General features: G+C 72.5%; 16 protein-coding genes. 11 read left to right on the top strand and 5 right to left on the bottom strand.

What is annotated here, in order from left to right:
- Window positions 1-29 precede the first annotated feature (29 nt).
- The 3 genes from CP978_RS32550 to CP978_RS32540 all read left to right on the top strand — a co-directional run bounded on the left by CP978_RS32550 (window position 30) and on the right by CP978_RS32540 (window position 3,898).
- Entirely contained in the window at window positions 30-980 is a 951-nt protein-coding gene (locus tag CP978_RS32550; RefSeq protein WP_043446981.1) for a TauD/TfdA dioxygenase family protein, read from the top strand.
- A 117-nt stretch (window positions 981-1,097) separates the two neighbouring features.
- Window positions 1,098-3,026 carry an AMP-dependent synthetase/ligase gene (locus tag CP978_RS32545; RefSeq protein ID WP_043446978.1) on the top strand — a complete coding sequence of 643 codons (1,929 nt, stop codon included), beginning with the start codon at window positions 1,098-1,100 and terminating at the stop codon, window positions 3,024-3,026.
- Window positions 3,027-3,121: 95 nt separating this feature from the next.
- Complete coding sequence (locus CP978_RS32540) at window positions 3,122-3,898, top strand: dienelactone hydrolase family protein (RefSeq protein WP_043446975.1); 777 nt, start codon at window positions 3,122-3,124, stop codon at window positions 3,896-3,898.
- Window positions 3,899-4,237: 339 nt separating this feature from the next.
- Here CP978_RS32540 and CP978_RS32535 read toward each other — a convergent pair whose 3' ends face one another.
- Entirely contained in the window at window positions 4,238-5,107 is an 870-nt protein-coding gene (locus CP978_RS32535; RefSeq protein ID WP_043446973.1) for a universal stress protein, read from the bottom strand.
- A 157-nt stretch (window positions 5,108-5,264) separates the two neighbouring features.
- On the opposite strand from CP978_RS32535, the gene CP978_RS32530 reads away from it, so the two are divergent.
- A complete protein-coding gene (locus CP978_RS32530) occupies window positions 5,265-6,224 on the top strand; it encodes a threonine ammonia-lyase (RefSeq protein ID WP_043446970.1) in 960 nt (319 codons plus the stop codon).
- Between the two features lie 214 nt (window positions 6,225-6,438).
- Window positions 6,439-6,762, top strand: a complete 324-nt coding sequence (locus CP978_RS32525) for a hypothetical protein (protein ID WP_052454427.1) — start codon at window positions 6,439-6,441, stop codon at window positions 6,760-6,762.
- Window positions 6,763-6,865: 103 nt separating this feature from the next.
- On the opposite strand, the gene CP978_RS32520 is transcribed toward CP978_RS32525, so the two are convergent.
- A complete protein-coding gene (locus CP978_RS32520) occupies window positions 6,866-7,849 on the bottom strand; it encodes an aldo/keto reductase (protein WP_043446967.1) in 984 nt (327 codons plus the stop codon).
- Between the two features lie 243 nt (window positions 7,850-8,092).
- Between CP978_RS32520 and CP978_RS32515 the strand changes: the two genes are divergently transcribed.
- Entirely contained in the window at window positions 8,093-8,929 is an 837-nt protein-coding gene (locus CP978_RS32515; protein ID WP_043446964.1) for an ATP-grasp domain-containing protein, read from the top strand.
- 30 nt (window positions 8,930-8,959) lie between these two features.
- Here CP978_RS32515 and CP978_RS32510 read toward each other — a convergent pair whose 3' ends face one another.
- Window positions 8,960-9,349 carry a hypothetical protein gene (locus CP978_RS32510; protein ID WP_043450101.1) on the bottom strand — a complete coding sequence of 130 codons (390 nt, stop codon included), beginning with the start codon at window positions 9,347-9,349 and terminating at the stop codon, window positions 8,960-8,962.
- A 213-nt stretch (window positions 9,350-9,562) separates the two neighbouring features.
- Here CP978_RS32510 and CP978_RS32505 point away from each other — a divergent pair, with 213 nt between their 5' ends.
- The 3 genes from CP978_RS32505 (at window position 9,563) to CP978_RS32495 (ending at window position 11,548) form a co-directional block, all read left to right on the top strand.
- Complete coding sequence (locus tag CP978_RS32505) at window positions 9,563-10,486, top strand: MurR/RpiR family transcriptional regulator (protein WP_043446960.1); 924 nt, start codon at window positions 9,563-9,565, stop codon at window positions 10,484-10,486.
- Between the two features lie 248 nt (window positions 10,487-10,734).
- Window positions 10,735-11,121, top strand: coding sequence for a hypothetical protein (locus tag CP978_RS32500; protein WP_043450098.1), 387 nt, complete (start codon window positions 10,735-10,737; stop codon window positions 11,119-11,121).
- A gap of 136 nt (window positions 11,122-11,257) precedes the next feature.
- Entirely contained in the window at window positions 11,258-11,548 is a 291-nt protein-coding gene (locus tag CP978_RS32495) for a DUF1232 domain-containing protein (protein WP_043446957.1), read from the top strand.
- A gap of 6 nt (window positions 11,549-11,554) precedes the next feature.
- Here the strand turns inward: CP978_RS32495 and CP978_RS32490 are convergent, their stop codons facing one another.
- Together CP978_RS32490 and CP978_RS32485 are read right to left on the bottom strand one after the other, a co-directional pair.
- Complete coding sequence (locus tag CP978_RS32490) at window positions 11,555-13,897, bottom strand: glycoside hydrolase family 65 protein (protein ID WP_043446953.1); 2,343 nt, start codon at window positions 13,895-13,897, stop codon at window positions 11,555-11,557.
- A complete protein-coding gene (locus tag CP978_RS32485) occupies window positions 13,894-14,634 on the bottom strand; it encodes an HAD family hydrolase (protein ID WP_043446949.1) in 741 nt (246 codons plus the stop codon). The genes CP978_RS32490 and CP978_RS32485 overlap by 4 nt, the downstream gene beginning before the upstream one ends.
- A gap of 146 nt (window positions 14,635-14,780) precedes the next feature.
- Between CP978_RS32485 and CP978_RS32480 the strand changes: the two genes are divergently transcribed.
- Together CP978_RS32480 and CP978_RS32475 are read left to right on the top strand one after the other, a co-directional pair.
- A complete protein-coding gene (locus CP978_RS32480; RefSeq protein WP_079162434.1) occupies window positions 14,781-15,494 on the top strand; it encodes a nucleoside/nucleotide kinase family protein in 714 nt (237 codons plus the stop codon).
- A gap of 138 nt (window positions 15,495-15,632) precedes the next feature.
- Window positions 15,633-16,805 carry a permease gene (locus CP978_RS32475; RefSeq protein WP_043446944.1) on the top strand — a complete coding sequence of 391 codons (1,173 nt, stop codon included), beginning with the start codon at window positions 15,633-15,635 and terminating at the stop codon, window positions 16,803-16,805.
- Window positions 16,806-16,821: the final 16 nt, after the last annotated feature.

The following is a 16,821-nucleotide window of genomic DNA, read 5'->3' as shown; positions in this document are numbered from 1 at the left end:
GGTCCGCAGGCACGACGGACGGAGGCGGTATGACGGCGGACAGCGGTACGAAGGTCGAGGTGCGGCCCGTCGCGGGACGCATCGGCGCGGAGATCACCGGGGTCGATCTGGCCGGCGATCCGGACGACGCGGCGGTGGCCGCGATCCGGACGGCACTGCTGCGCTGGAAGGTGGTGTTCTTCCGGGACCAGAAGCTGGACCACGCCGCCCATGTCGCGCTCGCACGGCGGTTCGGCCGGCCCGTCGCCCCCACCAGGCGCGGCAGCGTCTCACCGCCGGACTTTCCCGAGGTCGAGACCACGGCCGACCGGCTGGAGCTGGGCGGGCGCTACGGCATGGAGCACGACGAGTGGCTGCGGCGCAGACGCCATTCGCTGCTGCGGGGCTGGCACTGCGACCACGGCGCCCGCGTCGACCCGCCCGCGGCCACCATCCTGCGCGCCGAGTCCGTGCCGCCGTACGGCGGGGACACCCAGTGGTCCAATCTGGCGGCCGCCTACGCGGGTCTCTCGGAGCCCGTACGGGCCTTCGTCGACGGACTGCGCGCCGAACACCGGCTGGGCGTGGGCTATCAGCCCCGGCCCGGCGACGACGCCTATCTGCGTCATCTTCTCGGCCACCAGGTGGCGACGGACCATCCGCTGGTGCGGGTGCTGCCCGAGACGGGCGAACGCGTGCTGTTCGTCAACGGCTACTACCTCGAGCAGATCCTCGGCCTCTCCCGCGCCGAGAGCGGGCATCTGCTGCAGATGCTGCTGGAACAGGCCACCCGTCCCGAGTACACGGTCCGCTTCCGCTGGGAACCCGGCAGCGTCGCCTTCTGGGACAACCGGGCCACCGTCCATCTCGCCCCGGCGGATCTGGTCACCCCCGAGCATCCCCGGATCATGCACCGTGTGATGATCGCCGGGGACATCCCGGTGGGTCCGGACGGGAGGCCCTCGGCCCCCCTCACCGGCCCCGGAGCCGGCCAGTGGTGACATCGGGCGCCTCCTTGGCCGTTTCCGGTCCCCCGGGCGGCGGGCTGAGCTAGATTCGAGCCGCCGACCCGCATCCATCGGCACACCACCGCAGGAAAGACTCTGAGGGCGGCTCTCATGCACGACTTCACCAGCTACGGGCCTGCCGCCCCGGAGCAGGCGAGCCCGCCCGCCATCACGGGCGGGCTCGCCGACACTCTCTTCGACACGGCGCGCCGCGACCCCGGTCTGCCCCAGATCGCCCGCCGCACCGGGCCGGGCGACGGGGCCTGGAGCACCGTGACGGCGGGCGAGCTGCGGGACGAGGTGGTCGCCCTGGCCAAGGGGCTCGTCGCCTCGGGGATCCGCCCCGGCGACCGGGTGGCCGTCATGGCGCGCACCCGGTACGAGTGGACCGTCTTCAGCTGCGCGCAGTGGGCGGTCGGGGCCGAGGTCGTGCCCGTCCATCCGGCGTCCTCGCACGAGCAGGTCGAGTGGATCCTCAAGGACTCGGGCAGTGTGGCCGTCCTCGTCGAGGACGAACACGGGGCGATGACCGTCGGATCGGCGTGCGGCGCGTTGCCGCAGCTGCGGCACGTCTGGCAGCTGGACTCCGGGGCGCTGGAGGCGCTGGTGGAGCGCGGCCGTTCGGTTCCGGACGCGGCGGTGGACTCACTGCGCCGGATCGTACCGCCCGACTCGACCGCGGTGATCGCCTACACCTCGGGCACCGGGGGACGCCCCCGCGGCTGCCTGCTCAGCCACCGCGGTCTGGCGGCCTCCTGCGACACCCTGCTGGCCGGCTGGCGGCACACCGCCGCCCCGCCCGGCGAACAGCCCGCCCTCCTCGTCGTGCTGCCCCTCTCTCATGTGTACGGGCTGATGGTGCAGGGGCTGTGCCTGCGGGGCGGCCTGCTGATGGGCCATGAACCGGAACTGCGCGCGGACACCCTGGCCACCGCCCTGGAGACGTTCCGTCCCACCTACCTCCATGCGGTTCCGTCCGTCTTCGAGAAGCTCTACAAGACGTTTCTGCGCACGGCCCAGCAGTCGGGACGGGGCGCCCAGTTCGAGCGGGCGGTGCGCACGGCGCAGGACCACGCCCTGGCGGTCGAGCAGCAGCGGCTGGACATGGGCCCGGGCCCCGCCCTCGATCTGAAGCTGCAACACTCCGTGTACGACAAGACGGTGTACCGCAAGCTGCGTGCCGCGCTGGGCGGGCGGCTGTGCGGCGCCGTGTCCGGGGGCTCACCCCTGAACCGCGAACTCGGACTGTTCTTCGCCGGCATCGGGATCCCGGTGCACGACGGGTACGGGCTCACCGAGACCGGCGGGGCCATCACCGCACAGCCGGTCGGGCGGGAGAAGTCCGGCACCGTGGGGAGGCCCCTGCCCGGCGTCGACCTCCGGGTGGCACCGGACGGGGAGATCCTGGTGCACGGCCCCTCGGTCTTCGGGGGGTATCTGAACGACGCGGACGGCACCGAGGCGGTGCTGCGAGGCGGCTGGCTGGCCACGGGCGACCTGGGGGAGCTGGACCCCGAGGGATATCTGTCCCTCACGGGCCGCAAGAAGGACATCATCGTCACCAGCGGCGGCAGAAGTGTGGCCCCGGCCGCCCTGGAGGAGCGACTGCGGATGCATCCGCTCATCCATCAGGCGGTGGTCGTGGGCGACGACCGGCCCTGTGTGGGCGCGCTGGTCACCCTCGACCCGGAGTTCCTGGCGCACTGGCGCGGCGCCCAGGCCGCGCGCGGGGACCTGCCGGGACGCGAGGCGCGCGAGGAGAACGCGCTGCGGCAGGAGATCGCCCGGGCCGTCGCCGCCGTCAACGCCACGGTGTCGCGCTCCGAGTCCATCCGGGTCTTCCGGGTGCTGTCGGAGCCCTTCGCCGTCTCCAACGGGCTGCTGACACCTTCGATGAAGCTGCGCAGGGACCTCATCGCGCACCGGTATGCCGCCGAGATCGACGCCATGTACCAGTCGGCCCGCGTTCCCGGGCAGCGGGGGACGGAGGACCCGGCCACCTGGGACGACTCCGACGACGTGTTCCGCCGCACCAGATGAACCGGATGCGGTGTCGGCGGGCCGGCGTTGCGATGATGACGGCCGAAGGGCCGGCCGACCGCCCGGCCCGACGTCGAGAGGCAGGAGAACAGCGCATGAGCTCCATCCGTGGGACGTCCGTGGACATCCCCACCCAGGACGGCACGGCCGATGCCTACCTGGTGTACCCGGACGACCACAGCCCCCACCCCGCGGTTCTGCTCTACATGGACGCCTTCGGGCTGCGCCCGCATCTGAAGAAGATGGCCGACCGGCTGGCCGAGCACGGCTACACCGTCCTGGTGCCCAACGTCTTCTACCGGCACGGTCGGTCACCCGTGGTCGACCTGCCCGAGTTCATCGACCCTTCGGCGCGGCCGGACCTCTTCCAGCAGATCATGCCGATGATGCAGGAACTGACCCCGGAACGGGTCGAACGTGACTCCGAGGCCTGGCTGCGTCTGCTCGCCGACTGCCCCCAGGCCGCTAAGGGGCCGGTCGGAGTGACCGGTTACTGCATGGGCGCCCGGCTGGCCCTGCGCACCGCCGGCGCCCACCCGGACCGGGTCGCCGCGGTGGCCGGCTTCCACGGCGGGCAGCTGGCGACCGACGCCCCGGACAGTCCCCACCGGGTGGTGGACCGCATCACCGCGGAGGCCTACTTCGGCCACGCGGACCAGGACCGCTCGATGCCGCCGGAGCAGATGCAGCGGCTGGAGCAGGCGCTCACCGACGCGGGGGTGCGCCACCGCTGCGAGGTCTACCCCGGGGCGCAGCACGGCTACACCCAGTCCGACACCGCCAGCTACGACGCCGAGGCGGCGGAACGCCATTGGCGGGAACTGCTGGCGCTCCTCGAGCGCACTCTCGGGGGCGCACGGACCGCGTCGTAGTCCCCTGGACCGAGGCGTCTCCGGCCCGCCCGGACGGGCGGGCCGGGGACCCGTTCGTCCCGCCCGGACCGCGATGCGCCGACGCCCGGCCCCTCGCACACGGGCCGGCGAACGAGCCGAGACCGGGTGACGCGTCAGGCCCGTTCCCGGCTCCCGCCGGGCCGAAATCCGGCCCGCCACACGCCGACCGGTACACGCGGGCCGGCGCGCCCGTGACCGGCGCGCGGGCCCCGGCCCGCCCGGCCCCCACCGGGCCGCTGTACGGCCCGGCGTGCACGGGCGGGTGCGTGGGCCGCGGGCGGCTTCGTTCCGGTGGGCCGGGCGGGACCGGCGTCGCGGTCAGGCGGGCGGTACGACCGCCACCGGGCAGGGGGCGTGGTGCACCAGGGCGTGGGCCACCGAGCCGATCCGCGGCCCCACCGGCCGGGAGGAGTGCCGCCCCACCACCACGAGTTGGGCCCGGTCGGCCGCGGAGAGCAGCACCTGGCCCGCGCTGCCCATCTCCACCTGGGTGGTGACCGGCACCCCCGGATGGCGTTCCCGCCAGGGCCGCAGCGCCTCGTCGAGGGCCTCCTTCTCGTACGGTTCGAGGCCGCCGATCTCGTCGAGCAGCTTCAGCGAGGCGGGGCTGTAGGCGAAGACGGGCGGCAGGGTCCAGGCCCGTACCGCACGGACGGACGCTCCCCGGGCGGCGGCGGTGGCGAAGGCGAACTCCAGCGCGGGCGCGCTGTCCTCCGGCGTCCCGTGCTGGCCGACGACGATCTCACGTCCCGCCGCCTCCGCCGACGCCCGGTCGTCGGAGCGGACCAGCACCACGGGCCGCACGGACTCGGCGATCACCTGCCGCCCCACGGAGCCGAGCAGAAACCCCATCACGGCGCCGTATCCGCGGGAGCCCAGCACCAGTTCCTCGGCCTCGGTGGCCTCGGCGACCAGGGTCGCGACGGGTGGCCCCTCCAGGGCCTCACAGGCCACGCCGAGCCCCGGGTGCCGATCGGCGAGTGTGCGCCGGACCTCCTCCACGGTCTCGCCGGCCCAGCCCGCCACACTCTCCCGGTCGGCGGCCGGGGCCATCTCGTAGGGCTGCCACTGCCAGGCGTGCACGAGCCGCAGCGGCAGGTCCCGGCGTACCGCTTCGCGGGCCGCCCAGGCCGCGGCGGCCACGCTCTCGGGCGATCCGTCCACTCCCACGGTGATGGGGCGCGTCATACGTCTGCCTCCCTGTTCGTGCTCCGGTGATCACAGGCTACCGACCGGCCCGCCGGCCGGCCCCGGGCCCTTGCAGCGAGGCCCGCGGCTGCCGGAGGGTGGGGACGGCGTGACAGCCGTGTCGTGCTGAACGGAACTGTTCTGGGAGGTAGGGGCGTTGATCGGGATCGCGGACATTCGGGCGGCCGGGGAGCGGATCGCCGGGCATATCGTGCGGACACCCACGGTGGAGAGCCCGGGCCTCTCCGCGCTGCTCGGTGTGCCGGTGACCGCCAAGCTGGAACTGCTCCAGCGGACCGGGTCCTTCAAGGCGCGCGGTGCCACGGCACGGCTGCTGGCGCTGAGCGAGGGAGAGCGGGCGGCCGGGGTGGTGGCCGTCAGCGGCGGCAACCATGGGATCGCGCTCGCCGTGATGGCCGCCGCGCTGGAGGTGAAGGCGACGGTGGTGATGCCCAGGACGGCGCCCGCACGGTCCGTGGAGCTGGTGGAGGCCACGGGTGCGACGCTGCGGCTCACGGACGGGATGGACGAGGCGTTCGCGCTCACCGGGCGGCTGCGGGACGAGGGCCTGACCCTGGTGCATCCCTTCGACGATGCGGTGCTGGTCGCGGGGCAGGGCACCGTGGGTCTGGAACTCGCCGAGGACGCGGGCGAGTTGACGGACGTACTGGTGAGCGTCGGCGGTGGCGGGCTGATCTCCGGGGTGGCGGCGGCCCTGCACGCGCTGCGGCCCGGGGTCCGGGTCTGGGGTGTGGAGACCGAGGGCGCCGAGGCCATGTCCCGGGCGCTGGCGGCGGGCGGGCCGCTGCCGGTGGAGCTGTCCTCGGTGGTGACCACGCTCAGCGCGCCGTCCGTCTCCCGGCTGACGTACGACCATGTGTCGGCCCTCGTCACCGAGGTCCTGGTGGTCCCGGACGCGGAGGCGGTGCGCGGCAGCCTCGAACTCGCCGAGCACGCCAAGGTGTGGGCCGAGCCCGCGGCGGGCTGTCTGCTGCCCGCGGCCCGCCGGGTGCGCGAGCGGGTCGGCGACGGGGCCCGGCTGGGTCTGGTGGTGTGCGGAGGCAATACCACGGTGGCGGACCTCATGGGGTGGGCGGAGCGGTTCGGACCGAGGTGAGCGATCTCGCCCGCCTCCTGCTCCCCTGCGGAAGAGGCCACTTACCGCCACATCGGGGGTGAAGGTCGTCACATCGCCCGGGGTCCAACTCCGGACAACGGAGGGCATCACGGCAAGGTGGATGCGCATGTCGGTACCCTCGGCAACAATGCGGGGTGAAGATCATGCTCGCGGGCGGGAGGTTTCCGCCCGTGTTCCGAAAGGCTGACCGACCATGACGCGCTCTCGGCTGAGTTCCGGCGCCGCCGAAGTGCTGCGTCTGATCACGGATCCGCGCGTACCGGTCTTCCTGATGGTGCATGCCAACGGGCGGCGCCGCTGGGGCTGTCTGCGGCCCCGCGGCCGTCATATGGCGCTGCCCACCGACGAGTGCGACGCACTGTACGCGGCCGGGCATCTGGTGCTCGGCGATCCGGTGGTGGACCGGTCCAAGACCACCTACCGGGTGCGGGCCGCCGGCCCCGGGACGCCGCGCGGCCGGACCGCCGGATCGGGCACCTCCCGCACCTCACGCTCCGCCCACGGTCTGACGGCCTGACGGATCCACCGGCCCGGCCCACCGGCGGGGCGAAGGGCCGAGGTGCTGCCGCCGGAGGTGACCGGTCGGGGGCGTCCCGCCGACCGGCCGACTTCCGGGGAACCTACCAGCGTCCCTCGACCTGCTCCTTGATCCGCCGGTCGTAGAGGTCCTGGATCGCGTCGAGGGTCCCCTGCGGCAGCGCGGGCAGCTTGGCGACCGCCGCGTTGGCGCGTGCCTGGTCCGCGGAGCGGGCACCGGGGATCACCGTGGTGACGCCGGGCTGCTGGACGATCCAGGCCAGCGCCAGCTGTGCCGGGGTGAAGCCCTCCGGGGCGAGCGCGGCGAACTCCGCGGCCGCCTCCACTCCGGTGGCGAAGTCGACGCCGGAGAAGGTCTCCCCCTGGTCGAATGCCTCGCCGTGCCGGTTGAACGAGCGGTGGTCGTTCGCGGCGAAGACCGTGTCCTTGGTGTACTTGCCCGACAGCAGTCCGGAGGCCAGCGGCACCCGGGCGATGATGCCCACCCCGGCCTCCCGCGCGGCCGGGAGGACCTCCCGCAGCGGCTTCATGCGGAACGGGTTGAGGATGATCTGCACGCTCGCCACATTCGGGCGCGCGATCGCGGTCAGCGCCTCCTCGCAGGTCTCCACGCTGACGCCGTAGGCGGCGATACGGCCCTCCTCGACCAGGGTGTCGAGGGCGTCGTACACCTCGTCGGAGGAGTAGACGGGCGTCGGCGGGCAGTGCAGCTGGACCAGATCGATGCGGTCGACACCCAGGTTGCGCCGTGAACGGTCGTTCCAGGCACGGAAGTTGTCCAGGACGTAGTTCTGCGGGAGCTGGTCGACCCGGCGGCCCATCTTGGTCGCCACCAGCACATGGAGATCGGGCCTGCCGAGCAGGAAGGCGGCGATGGTCTGCTCGCTGCGCCCGTCCCCGTACACATCGGCGGTGTCGAAGAAGGTCACCCCCGACTCGGCGGCCGCCTCCAGCACCTTGTGGGCGTCCTTGTCGTCGACGTCGCCCCAGTCCGCGCCCAGTTGCCAGGTGCCCAGGCCGACGACCGACGCATGCTGTCCCGACCTGCTGAATTCTCGCTCTTCCATGTGATCAGTCTGTCATCCCCACCCGCCCGTCACACGGCACACCTCGACGTGCGCGCCGCACCCCGGTGTGCGTGCCCCGCCCGGCCGGGGCACGCACACCCCGGCCGCCGACGGACCGCGCCACCGGCTTCGTTATCCTCCACGCGACCAGGTTCCGCCGTGCACCCCATGGCCGGTCTCCGGCAGGATCGTTCGAGCCCGGACCATGGATCCGGTGGCCAGGCCACCGACCGAGGAGAAGAGATGCCCGTCCGTCCCCGTCTGCTGTATGTGACCGACCTCGCCTACCCGGCCCGCGGGCGGCGCTACTGCGACGAGGACATCGACCTCACCTCCCGGCTGCGCGCGGACTTCGACCTCGCCCTGTGCCATCCGCTGGACGCGGAGCCGCTGATGGACGGCTTCGACGCCGTGGTGGTGCGCAACAGCGGGCCCGTGCTCCGTCACCAGGCGCAGTACGACGCCTTCCGCGCCCGGGCCGCGGCGCGAGGCACCCGTGTGTACAACTCGCTGACCGGCCGGGGCGACATGGCAGGCAAGCAGTACCTGCTGGATCTGACCGCGGCGGGGCATCCCGTGATACCCACCGCGGACCGGCCCGGGGACCTGGACCGGCTGCCCGACACCGACACCTACGCGGTCAAGCCCAGGGCCGGAGCGGACTCCATCGGCCTGCGCTATGTGCCCCGGGACGAGCTGAAGGATCTGGACTGGGACGGCATCCTGGTCCAGCCGCGCATCGACTTCCGCTACGAGGTGTCGTTCTACTACGTCGACGACGCCTTCCAGTACGCCCTCCACGCCCCCGACCCCGAGCGGCGCTGGGTCCTGGAACCCTATGACTCCACGGAGGCGGACCTGGCGTTCGCGCGGCGCTTCGTCGACTGGAACACCCTGGACCACGGCATCCAGCGGGTGGACGCCTGCCGTACCCGGGACGGCGGGCTACTGCTGGTCGAGCTGGAGGACCTCAACCCCTATCTCTCCCTCGACCTGGTCCCGGACCGCACCCGGGACGCCTTCGTCTCCGCGATGACGGCCTCGCTCCACCGGTGCCTTGAGGCCCGGCCCGGCGCCTGACGCCTCCGGAAGCCCTCTCCACCCGTGTTCTCAGGTCCGCGGGCGGCTCTCCAGTCGCAGCTCCACATCGACCTCCTGGTCTCCCGCGACCACGCCCAGCTGGCGGACCAGGAACATCTCGTCCAGGGCGTGTCGCAGGCGCTCCACCGCAAGGGGCTCACCCTGCAGTTCCGCCTTCACCGGACCCGACAGCGGCGGTGACGACGCCATGGGCCCGGCCGTGCCGTGCGCGACCGAGGTGTCGAAGGTCCCGGCCCAGATGGTGGGGCGGGCTCCGGCGGACTCGTGCGGTGTCTCGTCGGCGGCGCGGTCCGAACCGAAGCGCCGGCAGAGCTCGGCGAACAGGCTCCCGGCATCCGCGGCGGAACAGTCACTGACCACCACCTCTACGGGCAGTGTGTGCGACAGGGGCGTGTTCACGGCCACTCCTCTCCTCGGACGACCGGCACGGGCGTACCCGTCCGCGCCACCCCCGTGCACGACGGTACGGCCGGAGCGACGGGCCCGCCTGTCGGGGCGCGGCCCGTTGCCCGCCCCTCGTACCGGGCGGCCGAGAACCCCTGGCCGGTGCGGGTCCGTGGGCTATGTTGAAATTTCCGGGTCATCTCCCGGGCACATGGAGAAGGAGGTCCGGTGCCATCGCCGCAGCAGGCCCGCGCGCAGGCATCCGCGATCACGGCCGGCAGAACCGTCCCGGTGACGGTCGCCTCGCCGGCATCCCGGCTCAGAGAGATGTTCGACGGTCAACGGCTGTCGCCCGGGCATCGCCGGATCGCCCAGTTCCTGATCGAGCACATCACCGAGGCGGCGTACCTGTCCATCACGGACCTGGCCGAGCGGGCGGGCGTCAGCCAGCCCTCGGTGACCCGCTTCGCCGCGGCCGTCGGCTTCAGCGGCTACCCCGCGCTGCGGGAGAAGCTCCAGTCGATCGCCCTGGGCACCCGGGGCAGCAGCCCCGGCACGCCGGCCGAGGAGCGCTGCAACGAACTGCAGGCGGCCGTGGACCATGAGATCCAGAACCTGGAGAACCTGCGGCGGGACTTCGCCGACCCCGACCAGGTGATCCGCCTCGGCCGGGCACTGTCCCGGTCGGCGCCGCTGACGGTGCTGGGCCTGAGGATCTCCGGTTCGCTCGCCGAGTACTTCGCCTACGGGGCCCGGCGCATCCACCCGGATGTGCGGCTGGTGACGCGGGGCGGCAGCGTCGCCTATGACGCCCTGCTCCAGTCACGGGAGGCGGGCGGCAGCTGGGTCCTGGCGTTCGGGATGCCGCGGCACGCCCAGGAGACCCTGAACGTGGTGCGGGTCGCCCGCGAGGCGGGGCTCAAGGTCGCGCTGATCACGGATCTGGGGCTGGGGCCGCTCGCCGAGGAGGCCGATGTCGTCTTCGCCACGGGCACCGGCTCCCGTCTGGTCTTCGACTCGTACGCCGCCCCCGGGCTGATGGCCGCGGCGCTGCTCCAGGCCATGACCGACGCGGATCCGGGGCGGACCCAGGCCCGCCTCGAGGAGTACGAGCAGATCGCCGACCAGCACCGGTTCTTCCTCAAGGACTGACCGCCCGGCCGGAGTTGCCGCTCCCGGGAGCCGCGACCATTCGTACGCGATGCCGCCCTTTCACCAGCGCGGAACCCCGCTCACACCGGATCTTCACCCCGATGTGCTGCTGAAACTTTTCATGCCCTTGCCCTGCGCATAGGTATATATAAATACTTCTTCCGGGTGGTGTCCCGAGGCCCGACTCCGGGCCTCAGCAGCCCCGTTGCCTCACCACCCCGAGCCGACATGACCCGGAAGTGAACATCATGGCCTTGACGACGTACTCGCCGATCAGCGCGGACTGGCCGTGCCAGGTCAAAACGCCCGGCAGCTACGACTGGGAGCGCTCGGCGGCCAAGTGGCTGCGCGAACTGGTGCCCGCCCGCTACGCCAGCTATCCGATCCTGATCCGGCACCCCGTCCTGCTCGCCCGGCATGCGCAGATCCAGGTACAGCACGAGGTCAGGGTCGCCCGGACCGCGCTGCAGACGGCCCGGGCCGAGCTGCCCGCGCTGGGTCTGCCCGAGTCGGTCATCGAGCACACCATCAGGCTGTACGCCGCCGAGGTCATGCAGCTCCAGCACATCGCCCGCAGCATACGGGCGGTCAGCCAGGCCCTGCTGGAGAGCAGCACCGCACGCGCCGGCCACTGACGGCCCGCGGCGGGACCGGGGCGGCACCGTCGCCTGCACCGCGCCCGTGCGGGGCATTCCGGTCGCTCCGGGCACGATCCACCGCGGAGCCGGGCATCCGTAGGATGAGAACGACCCCGAATGCCCGGAGCTGTGCATGGACTCCACGACCTGGACCGTGATCGCCGTCGCCGCGGTCTGCGCGACCGCGGTCCTCGGTGTGGCGCTCGCCCTGCTGCTGCGGCTGGTCCGCACCCGGCGCGCCCTGCGCCGCGCCGGACTGCCGACCGGCCCCCGCTGGATCTTCTGGGGCGCGGTCCTGTATCTGCTGCTGCCGGCCGACCTGCTGCCCGATCCGGTCTATCTGGACGATATCGGCGTCCTGCTGCTCGCCCTCAGAACGATGCGGTCCGCCCTGCCGGTGAAGGAGCCCGGACCCGGCGGCTGACCCGGGTCACGCCCGGTCGGGGCGGCGGTGCGGTGGCTGGTCGGGGGCCGGGCGGGGTCTCCTCGGCGGGATGTCGAGGGTGTGCGGCTTGTCCGCGTCGAGCACCAGCGCTACGCCGTGGTGGTGGATGGTCAGCGGTTCCCCCGTCAGCAGGGTGTAGGTGGCCGTGCCGCGGCCGATCTCCACCCGCAGCCGGCGGCCCCGCAGTTGCAGGGTGAAGGCGAGACCGCCCAGCCGCTCCGGCAGACACGGGGCGAAGCCGATGCTCTCCCCGTGGTGGCGCAGCCCCCCGAAGCCCGCCACCAGCGCCATCCAGGTACCGGCGAGGGACGCGATGTGCAGACCGTCCCGGGTGTTGTGCTCCAGGTCCTCCAGATCCATCAGCGCGGCCTCGCGCAGATAGTCGTGGGCGAGCCCCAGATGGCCCGTCTCCGCCGCGACGACCGCCTGGCAGCACGCGGACAGCGAGGAGTCCCGCACGGTGAGGGGCTCGTAGTAGGCGAAGTTGCGCGCCTTGTGCTCCGCGTCGAAGTGGGGGCCGCAGGTGTACATCGCCAGCACCAGGTCGGCCTGTTTGATCACCTGCTTGCGGTAGAGGTCGAAGTACGGGAAGTGCAGCATCAGCGGGTACTGGTCGGGACGGGTCGCGGCGAAGTCCCAGCGCTGGTAGCGGGTGAACCCGGCATGCTGTTCATGCACGCCCAGATCGTGGTTGTAGGGGATGTGCATCGCCTCGGCGGCGTCCCGCCATGCCGCCGTCTCCTCCTCGCCCACGGCCAGTTCCGCGGCCCGCCGCGGATGGCGTTCCACGGCGTCGGCCGCGGCCAGCAGGTTCGCCCGGGCCATCAGATTGGTGTAGGTGTTGTCGTCCGCGACCGCGCTGTACTCATCGGGGCCGGTCATCCCGTCGAGGTGGAAGGCGCCGTGCTGGTCGTGATGGCCGAGCGAACGCCACAATCGGGCCGTCTCCACCAGCAGTTCGACCCCGGTGTCACGCTCGAAGCCCTCGTCCCCGGTGGCCGCCGTGTACCGCACCACGGCGTCCGCGATGTCGGCGTTCACATGGAACGCGGCGGTGCCGGCCGGCCAGTACGCAGAGCCCTCCGCCCCCTCGATGGTGCGCCAGGGGAACGCGGCCCCGCGCAGCCCCAGTTGGACGGCGCGCGCCCGGGCGGCGGGCAGGGTGTTCTGCCGCCACCGCAGGGCCTCGGCGACCGCGTCGGGCGAGGTGTAGGTGAGCAGGGGCAGCACGAACATCTCGGTGTCCCAGAACGCATGGCCGTCGTAGCCGGAGCCGGTCAGCCCCTTGGCGGGGATCGCCCGCTGCTCGGCCCGCGCCCCGGCCTGCAGCACATGGAAGAGGGCGAAGCGGACCGCCTGCTGGATCTGCTCGTCGCCCTCCACCTCGACGTCCGAGCGCGCCCAGAAGGCGTCCAGATAGGCGCGCTGCTCGGCGGCGAGACCGGCCCAGCCCACGCTGCCGGCGGCGGCCAGCGCGGCGTCGACCTGGTCGCTCATCGCGGGCAGCGAACGGGTGCCGGACCATCCGTGGGAGACGACCTTCTCCACCCGCAGCCGCTCCCCCGCCGCCAGGGTCGAGGTGACGGTGAGGCGGGCCAGGTCCCCGGCCGCCTCGCTCTCGGTGGTGGTCGGGTCGGGCCCCTCGACGACATGGCCGGCGGCGGCGCCGACCCTCAGACCGCTTCTGCGGGTGCGGTGCACCAGCCGCAGCCGACCGCTCTTGGCGAAGTGCTCCTCCGCCTCCAGCGGCGCCTCGAGCACCACCGCGGCACGCGGATCGCCGTCGTGTCCCGGCAGCTGCTCGTTGGCGACCAGCTCCGACTGCACGACGATCCGCGCCGGTCCGCCGACGGCCTCGACCTCGTAGGCGACCGCGGCGACGGCACGCTGGGTGAAGGAGACCAGCCGGGTGGAGCGCACCCGGACCGTGGTGCCCGCCGGTGAGGTCCACTCGCACGTCCGGGTGAGCGTGCCGGCGCGCAGATCGAGGACGCGTTCATGGGAGCGCAGCCGGCCGTAGCGCAGATCGAAGGGCTCGTCGTCCACCAGCAGGCGGATGATCTTGCCGTTGGTGACATTGATGACGGTCTGCCCGGACTCCGGGTAGCCGTATCCCGCCTCGGCGTAGGGCAGCGGATGGATCTCGTGGACGCCGTTGAGATAGGTGCCCGGCAGCCCGTGCGGTTCCCCCTCGTCGAGGTTGCCGCGCCAGCCGACGTGCCCGTTGGACAGCGCGAACACCGACTCGCTCTGCGGGAGGACGTCCAGATGGAGCCCCCGCTCGCGCAGCGCCCAGGGCTCGACGGGGTACGAGGTCTGGGTGATCACGCCCGCTCCCCCAGTTCCGCGAGGTCCTGCACCACGATGTCGGCGCCGTGGGCGCGCAGGGCCTCCGCCTGTCCGGTGCGGTCCACGCCGACCACATAACCGAAATGGCCCGAGCGCCCGGCGTCCATGCCCGCGAGCGCGTCCTCGAAGACCGCGGCGGCCTTCGGTTCGACACCGAGGTCCCGGGCGGCGGCCAGGAAGGTGTCGGGCCGCGGCTTGCCCGGCAGCCGCCGTTCGGCGGCGACGATCCCGTCGATGCGTACGTCGAAGAGGTGCTCGGCACCCACGGAGCGCAGGATGTCACGGCAGTTGGCGCTCGAGGAGACGACGGCCGTCCGCAGTCCTGCGGCGCGCACGGCCTCGACATAGCGGACGGTGCCGTCGTACGCCTCGACGCCCCGGGTGCGGATCAGTTCCAGGAGCGTGTCGTTCTTGCGGTTGCCGAGGCCGTGGACGGTCTCCCGGCCGGGTGGGTCGCCGGGCTCGCCCTCGGGCAGACGGATGCCCCGGGAGGCGAGGAAGGTGCGCACCCCGTCGGCGCGGGGGCGCCCGTCGACATATTCGTCGTAGTCGGCGACCGCGTCGAAGCGGCGGTAGGCGTCCCCGTCCCGTCGGCGCAGAAAGTCGTCGAACGTCTGCTTCCACGCGGCCGCGTGGACGACGGCGGTTCTGGTGATGACCCCGTCGAGGTCGAAGAGGCAGGCCTGGATACCGTCCGGAAGACCGAGCTCTGTCATAGGAGCCACTTTCCCCGAAATGCGCCGCGCAGAGGGTGGCGATCGCCACATTCCGTCCTCGCTCCCCGGCGACGGCACCGGGCGCCGTCCGTGGACCGCCCCGTGACGGCGCCCCGTTCTCGCGGTCCGGCGCGGCCTCTGGTCCAATGACGGGAACCCACACACCTGACCGGCGGGCGGCTCACCCCATGACCTTCGACCATCTCCTGAAGCGAGCGGCGGCCCTGGCGCGCCCCGATCGGCGCGTGATCCTCGGCATCGCGGGCGCTCCCGGCGCGGGCAAGACGACGCTCGCCGGGCATCTGGTGCGGCGGCTGAACGGCGAGGGACCGCCCTGGGTGGCGCGGGTGCCGATGGACGGCTTCCATCTGGCCGACTCCGAACTCGACCGGCTCGGCCGCCGGGACCGCAAGGGCGCGCCCGACACCTTCGACGCGGCGGGGTATGCGGCGCTGCTGCGGCGACTGCGCGACGAGGACGAGGAGACCGTCTATGCGCCGGGTTTCGAGCGGGTGCTGGAACAGCCGCTCGCGGGGGCCGTACCGGTGCCGCCGACGGCCCGGCTGATCGTGACCGAGGGCAACTACCTGTTGCTGGAGACGGGCGCCTGGGCGCGGGTGCGGCCCGAGCTGGACGAGGTGTGGTTCTGCGAGATCGACGAACGGGAGCGCGTGGCGCGGCTGGTGGCCCGCCACAGGGAGTTCGGCAAGGACCATGACACGGCGGTGGCGTGGGTGCTGGGCACGGACCAGCGCAACGCGGACCTGGTGGCGTCGACCCGGCACCGGGCTGACCTCGTGCTGCCCGCGACCGCGCTGCCGGTGCGCGGTGAACCGCCGGCCACGAAGGCACGCACCTGAGAGCCGCACGCTCGCGCGCACCGAACCGGCTCCGGGCACCACAACCCGGCATTCACGATGAATGCGGCATAGCCCCTTAATGCCACCCAGGGGCATAAAGTGTGCACGCTTCGGGCCGTCGTGGAGAGGGGCACCCGCATGTGGCACGGGATCCGGCACGCGCTGGCCATCGCCGGGTCGATGACCTGGGAGATCACCTGGGCGCTGATCCTGGGCTTCGCCCTGTCCGCCGTGGTGCAGGCGGTGGTGCGCCGGTCGACGGTCGTACGGCTGCTGGGCGACGACCGGCCGCGGACGCTCGCCCTGGCCGCGGGGCTGGGCATGGCCTCCTCCTCGTGCTCCTACGCGGCGGTCGCGCTGGCGCGTTCTCTGTTCCGCAAGGGCGCCGACTTCACCGCGGCGATGGCCTTCGAGATCGCCTCCACCAATCTGGTGGTCGAACTGGGCGTGATCCTGGCGCTGTTGATGGGGTGGCAGTTCACCCTCGCGGAGTTCGTGGGCGGACCACTGATGATCGTGGTCCTGGCCGTGCTCTTCCGGGTCCTGTTGCGCGAGGGGCTGCTGCGCCGGGCCCGCGAACAGGCCGAGCGGGGACTGGCGGGCTCGATGGAGGGGCACGCGGCGATGGACATGTCGCTGGGCGGCGAGGGCGGTCTGTTCCGCCGACTGCTCTCCCGCGCGGGCCTCACCTCCGTGTCGCACATCTTCGTCATGGAGTGGGCGGCGATCCTGCGCGATCTGGTGGCCGGTCTGCTGATCGCCGGCGCGATCGCCGCCTGGGTGCCGGACGCGTTCTGGCGTACGTTCTTCCTGGCCGACGACCCGCTCGCGGCCAAGCTGATCGGGCCGCTGGTCGGGCCACTGGTGGCGATCGCCACCTTCGTCTGCTCGATCGGCAATGTGCCGCTGGCGGTGGTGCTGTGGAAGGGCGGCATCAGCTTCGGCGGGGTGATCGCCTTCATCTTCGCGGACCTGCTGATCCTGCCGATCCTCACCATCTACCGGAAGTACTACGGGGCCCGGATGTCCCTGTTCCTGCTGGGCACCTTCTATGCGGCCATGGCGGTCGCGGGCTATGTCGTCGAATTCGTCTTCGGCGGACTGGGTCTGGTGCCGGACCAGGCCCGCGCCAGGATCCCCGGGGAGGGTGTCCGCTGGAACTACACGACCTGGTTCAACATCGCCTTTCTGCTGCTCGCCGCGGTCCTGCTCGTACGCTTCCTGCGCACCGGCGGCCTGAGGATGCTGCGGACGATGGGCGGTGCGCCCGGCCGGGAGGAGCACGCCGGGGCGGGCGGGCAGCACCACTGACCGGCCCGGGCCCGCC

Source organism: Streptomyces nodosus (assembly GCF_008704995.1).
Lineage (GTDB): Bacteria > Actinomycetota > Actinomycetes > Streptomycetales > Streptomycetaceae > Streptomyces > Streptomyces nodosus.
The sequence above is the reverse complement of the archived record's forward strand: the minus strand, read 5'-3'. Positions and strand labels throughout refer to the sequence as shown.

What these genes read in the sequence shown, in the direction of transcription:
- CP978_RS32550 (WP_043446981.1), top strand. Translation starts at nt 30, where the DNA reads ATGACGGCGGACAGCGGTACGAAGGTCGAGGTGCGGCCCGTCGCGGGA.
- CP978_RS32545 (WP_043446978.1), top strand. Translation starts at nt 1,098, where the DNA reads ATGCACGACTTCACCAGCTACGGGCCTGCCGCCCCGGAGCAGGCGAGC.
- CP978_RS32540 (WP_043446975.1), top strand. Translation starts at nt 3,122, where the DNA reads ATGAGCTCCATCCGTGGGACGTCCGTGGACATCCCCACCCAGGACGGC.
- CP978_RS32535 (WP_043446973.1), bottom strand. Translation starts at nt 5,107, where the DNA reads ATGACGCGCCCCATCACCGTGGGAGTGGACGGATCGCCCGAGAGCGTG.
- CP978_RS32525 (WP_052454427.1), top strand. Translation starts at nt 6,439, where the DNA reads ATGACGCGCTCTCGGCTGAGTTCCGGCGCCGCCGAAGTGCTGCGTCTG.
- CP978_RS32520 (WP_043446967.1), bottom strand. Translation starts at nt 7,849, where the DNA reads ATGGAAGAGCGAGAATTCAGCAGGTCGGGACAGCATGCGTCGGTCGTC.
- CP978_RS32515 (WP_043446964.1), top strand. Translation starts at nt 8,093, where the DNA reads ATGCCCGTCCGTCCCCGTCTGCTGTATGTGACCGACCTCGCCTACCCG.
- CP978_RS32500 (WP_043450098.1), top strand. Translation starts at nt 10,735, where the DNA reads ATGGCCTTGACGACGTACTCGCCGATCAGCGCGGACTGGCCGTGCCAG.
- CP978_RS32495 (WP_043446957.1), top strand. Translation starts at nt 11,258, where the DNA reads ATGGACTCCACGACCTGGACCGTGATCGCCGTCGCCGCGGTCTGCGCG.
- CP978_RS32485 (WP_043446949.1), bottom strand. Translation starts at nt 14,634, where the DNA reads ATGACAGAGCTCGGTCTTCCGGACGGTATCCAGGCCTGCCTCTTCGAC.
- CP978_RS32480 (WP_079162434.1), top strand. Translation starts at nt 14,781, where the DNA reads ATGACGGGAACCCACACACCTGACCGGCGGGCGGCTCACCCCATGACC.
- CP978_RS32475 (WP_043446944.1), top strand. Translation starts at nt 15,633, where the DNA reads ATGTGGCACGGGATCCGGCACGCGCTGGCCATCGCCGGGTCGATGACC.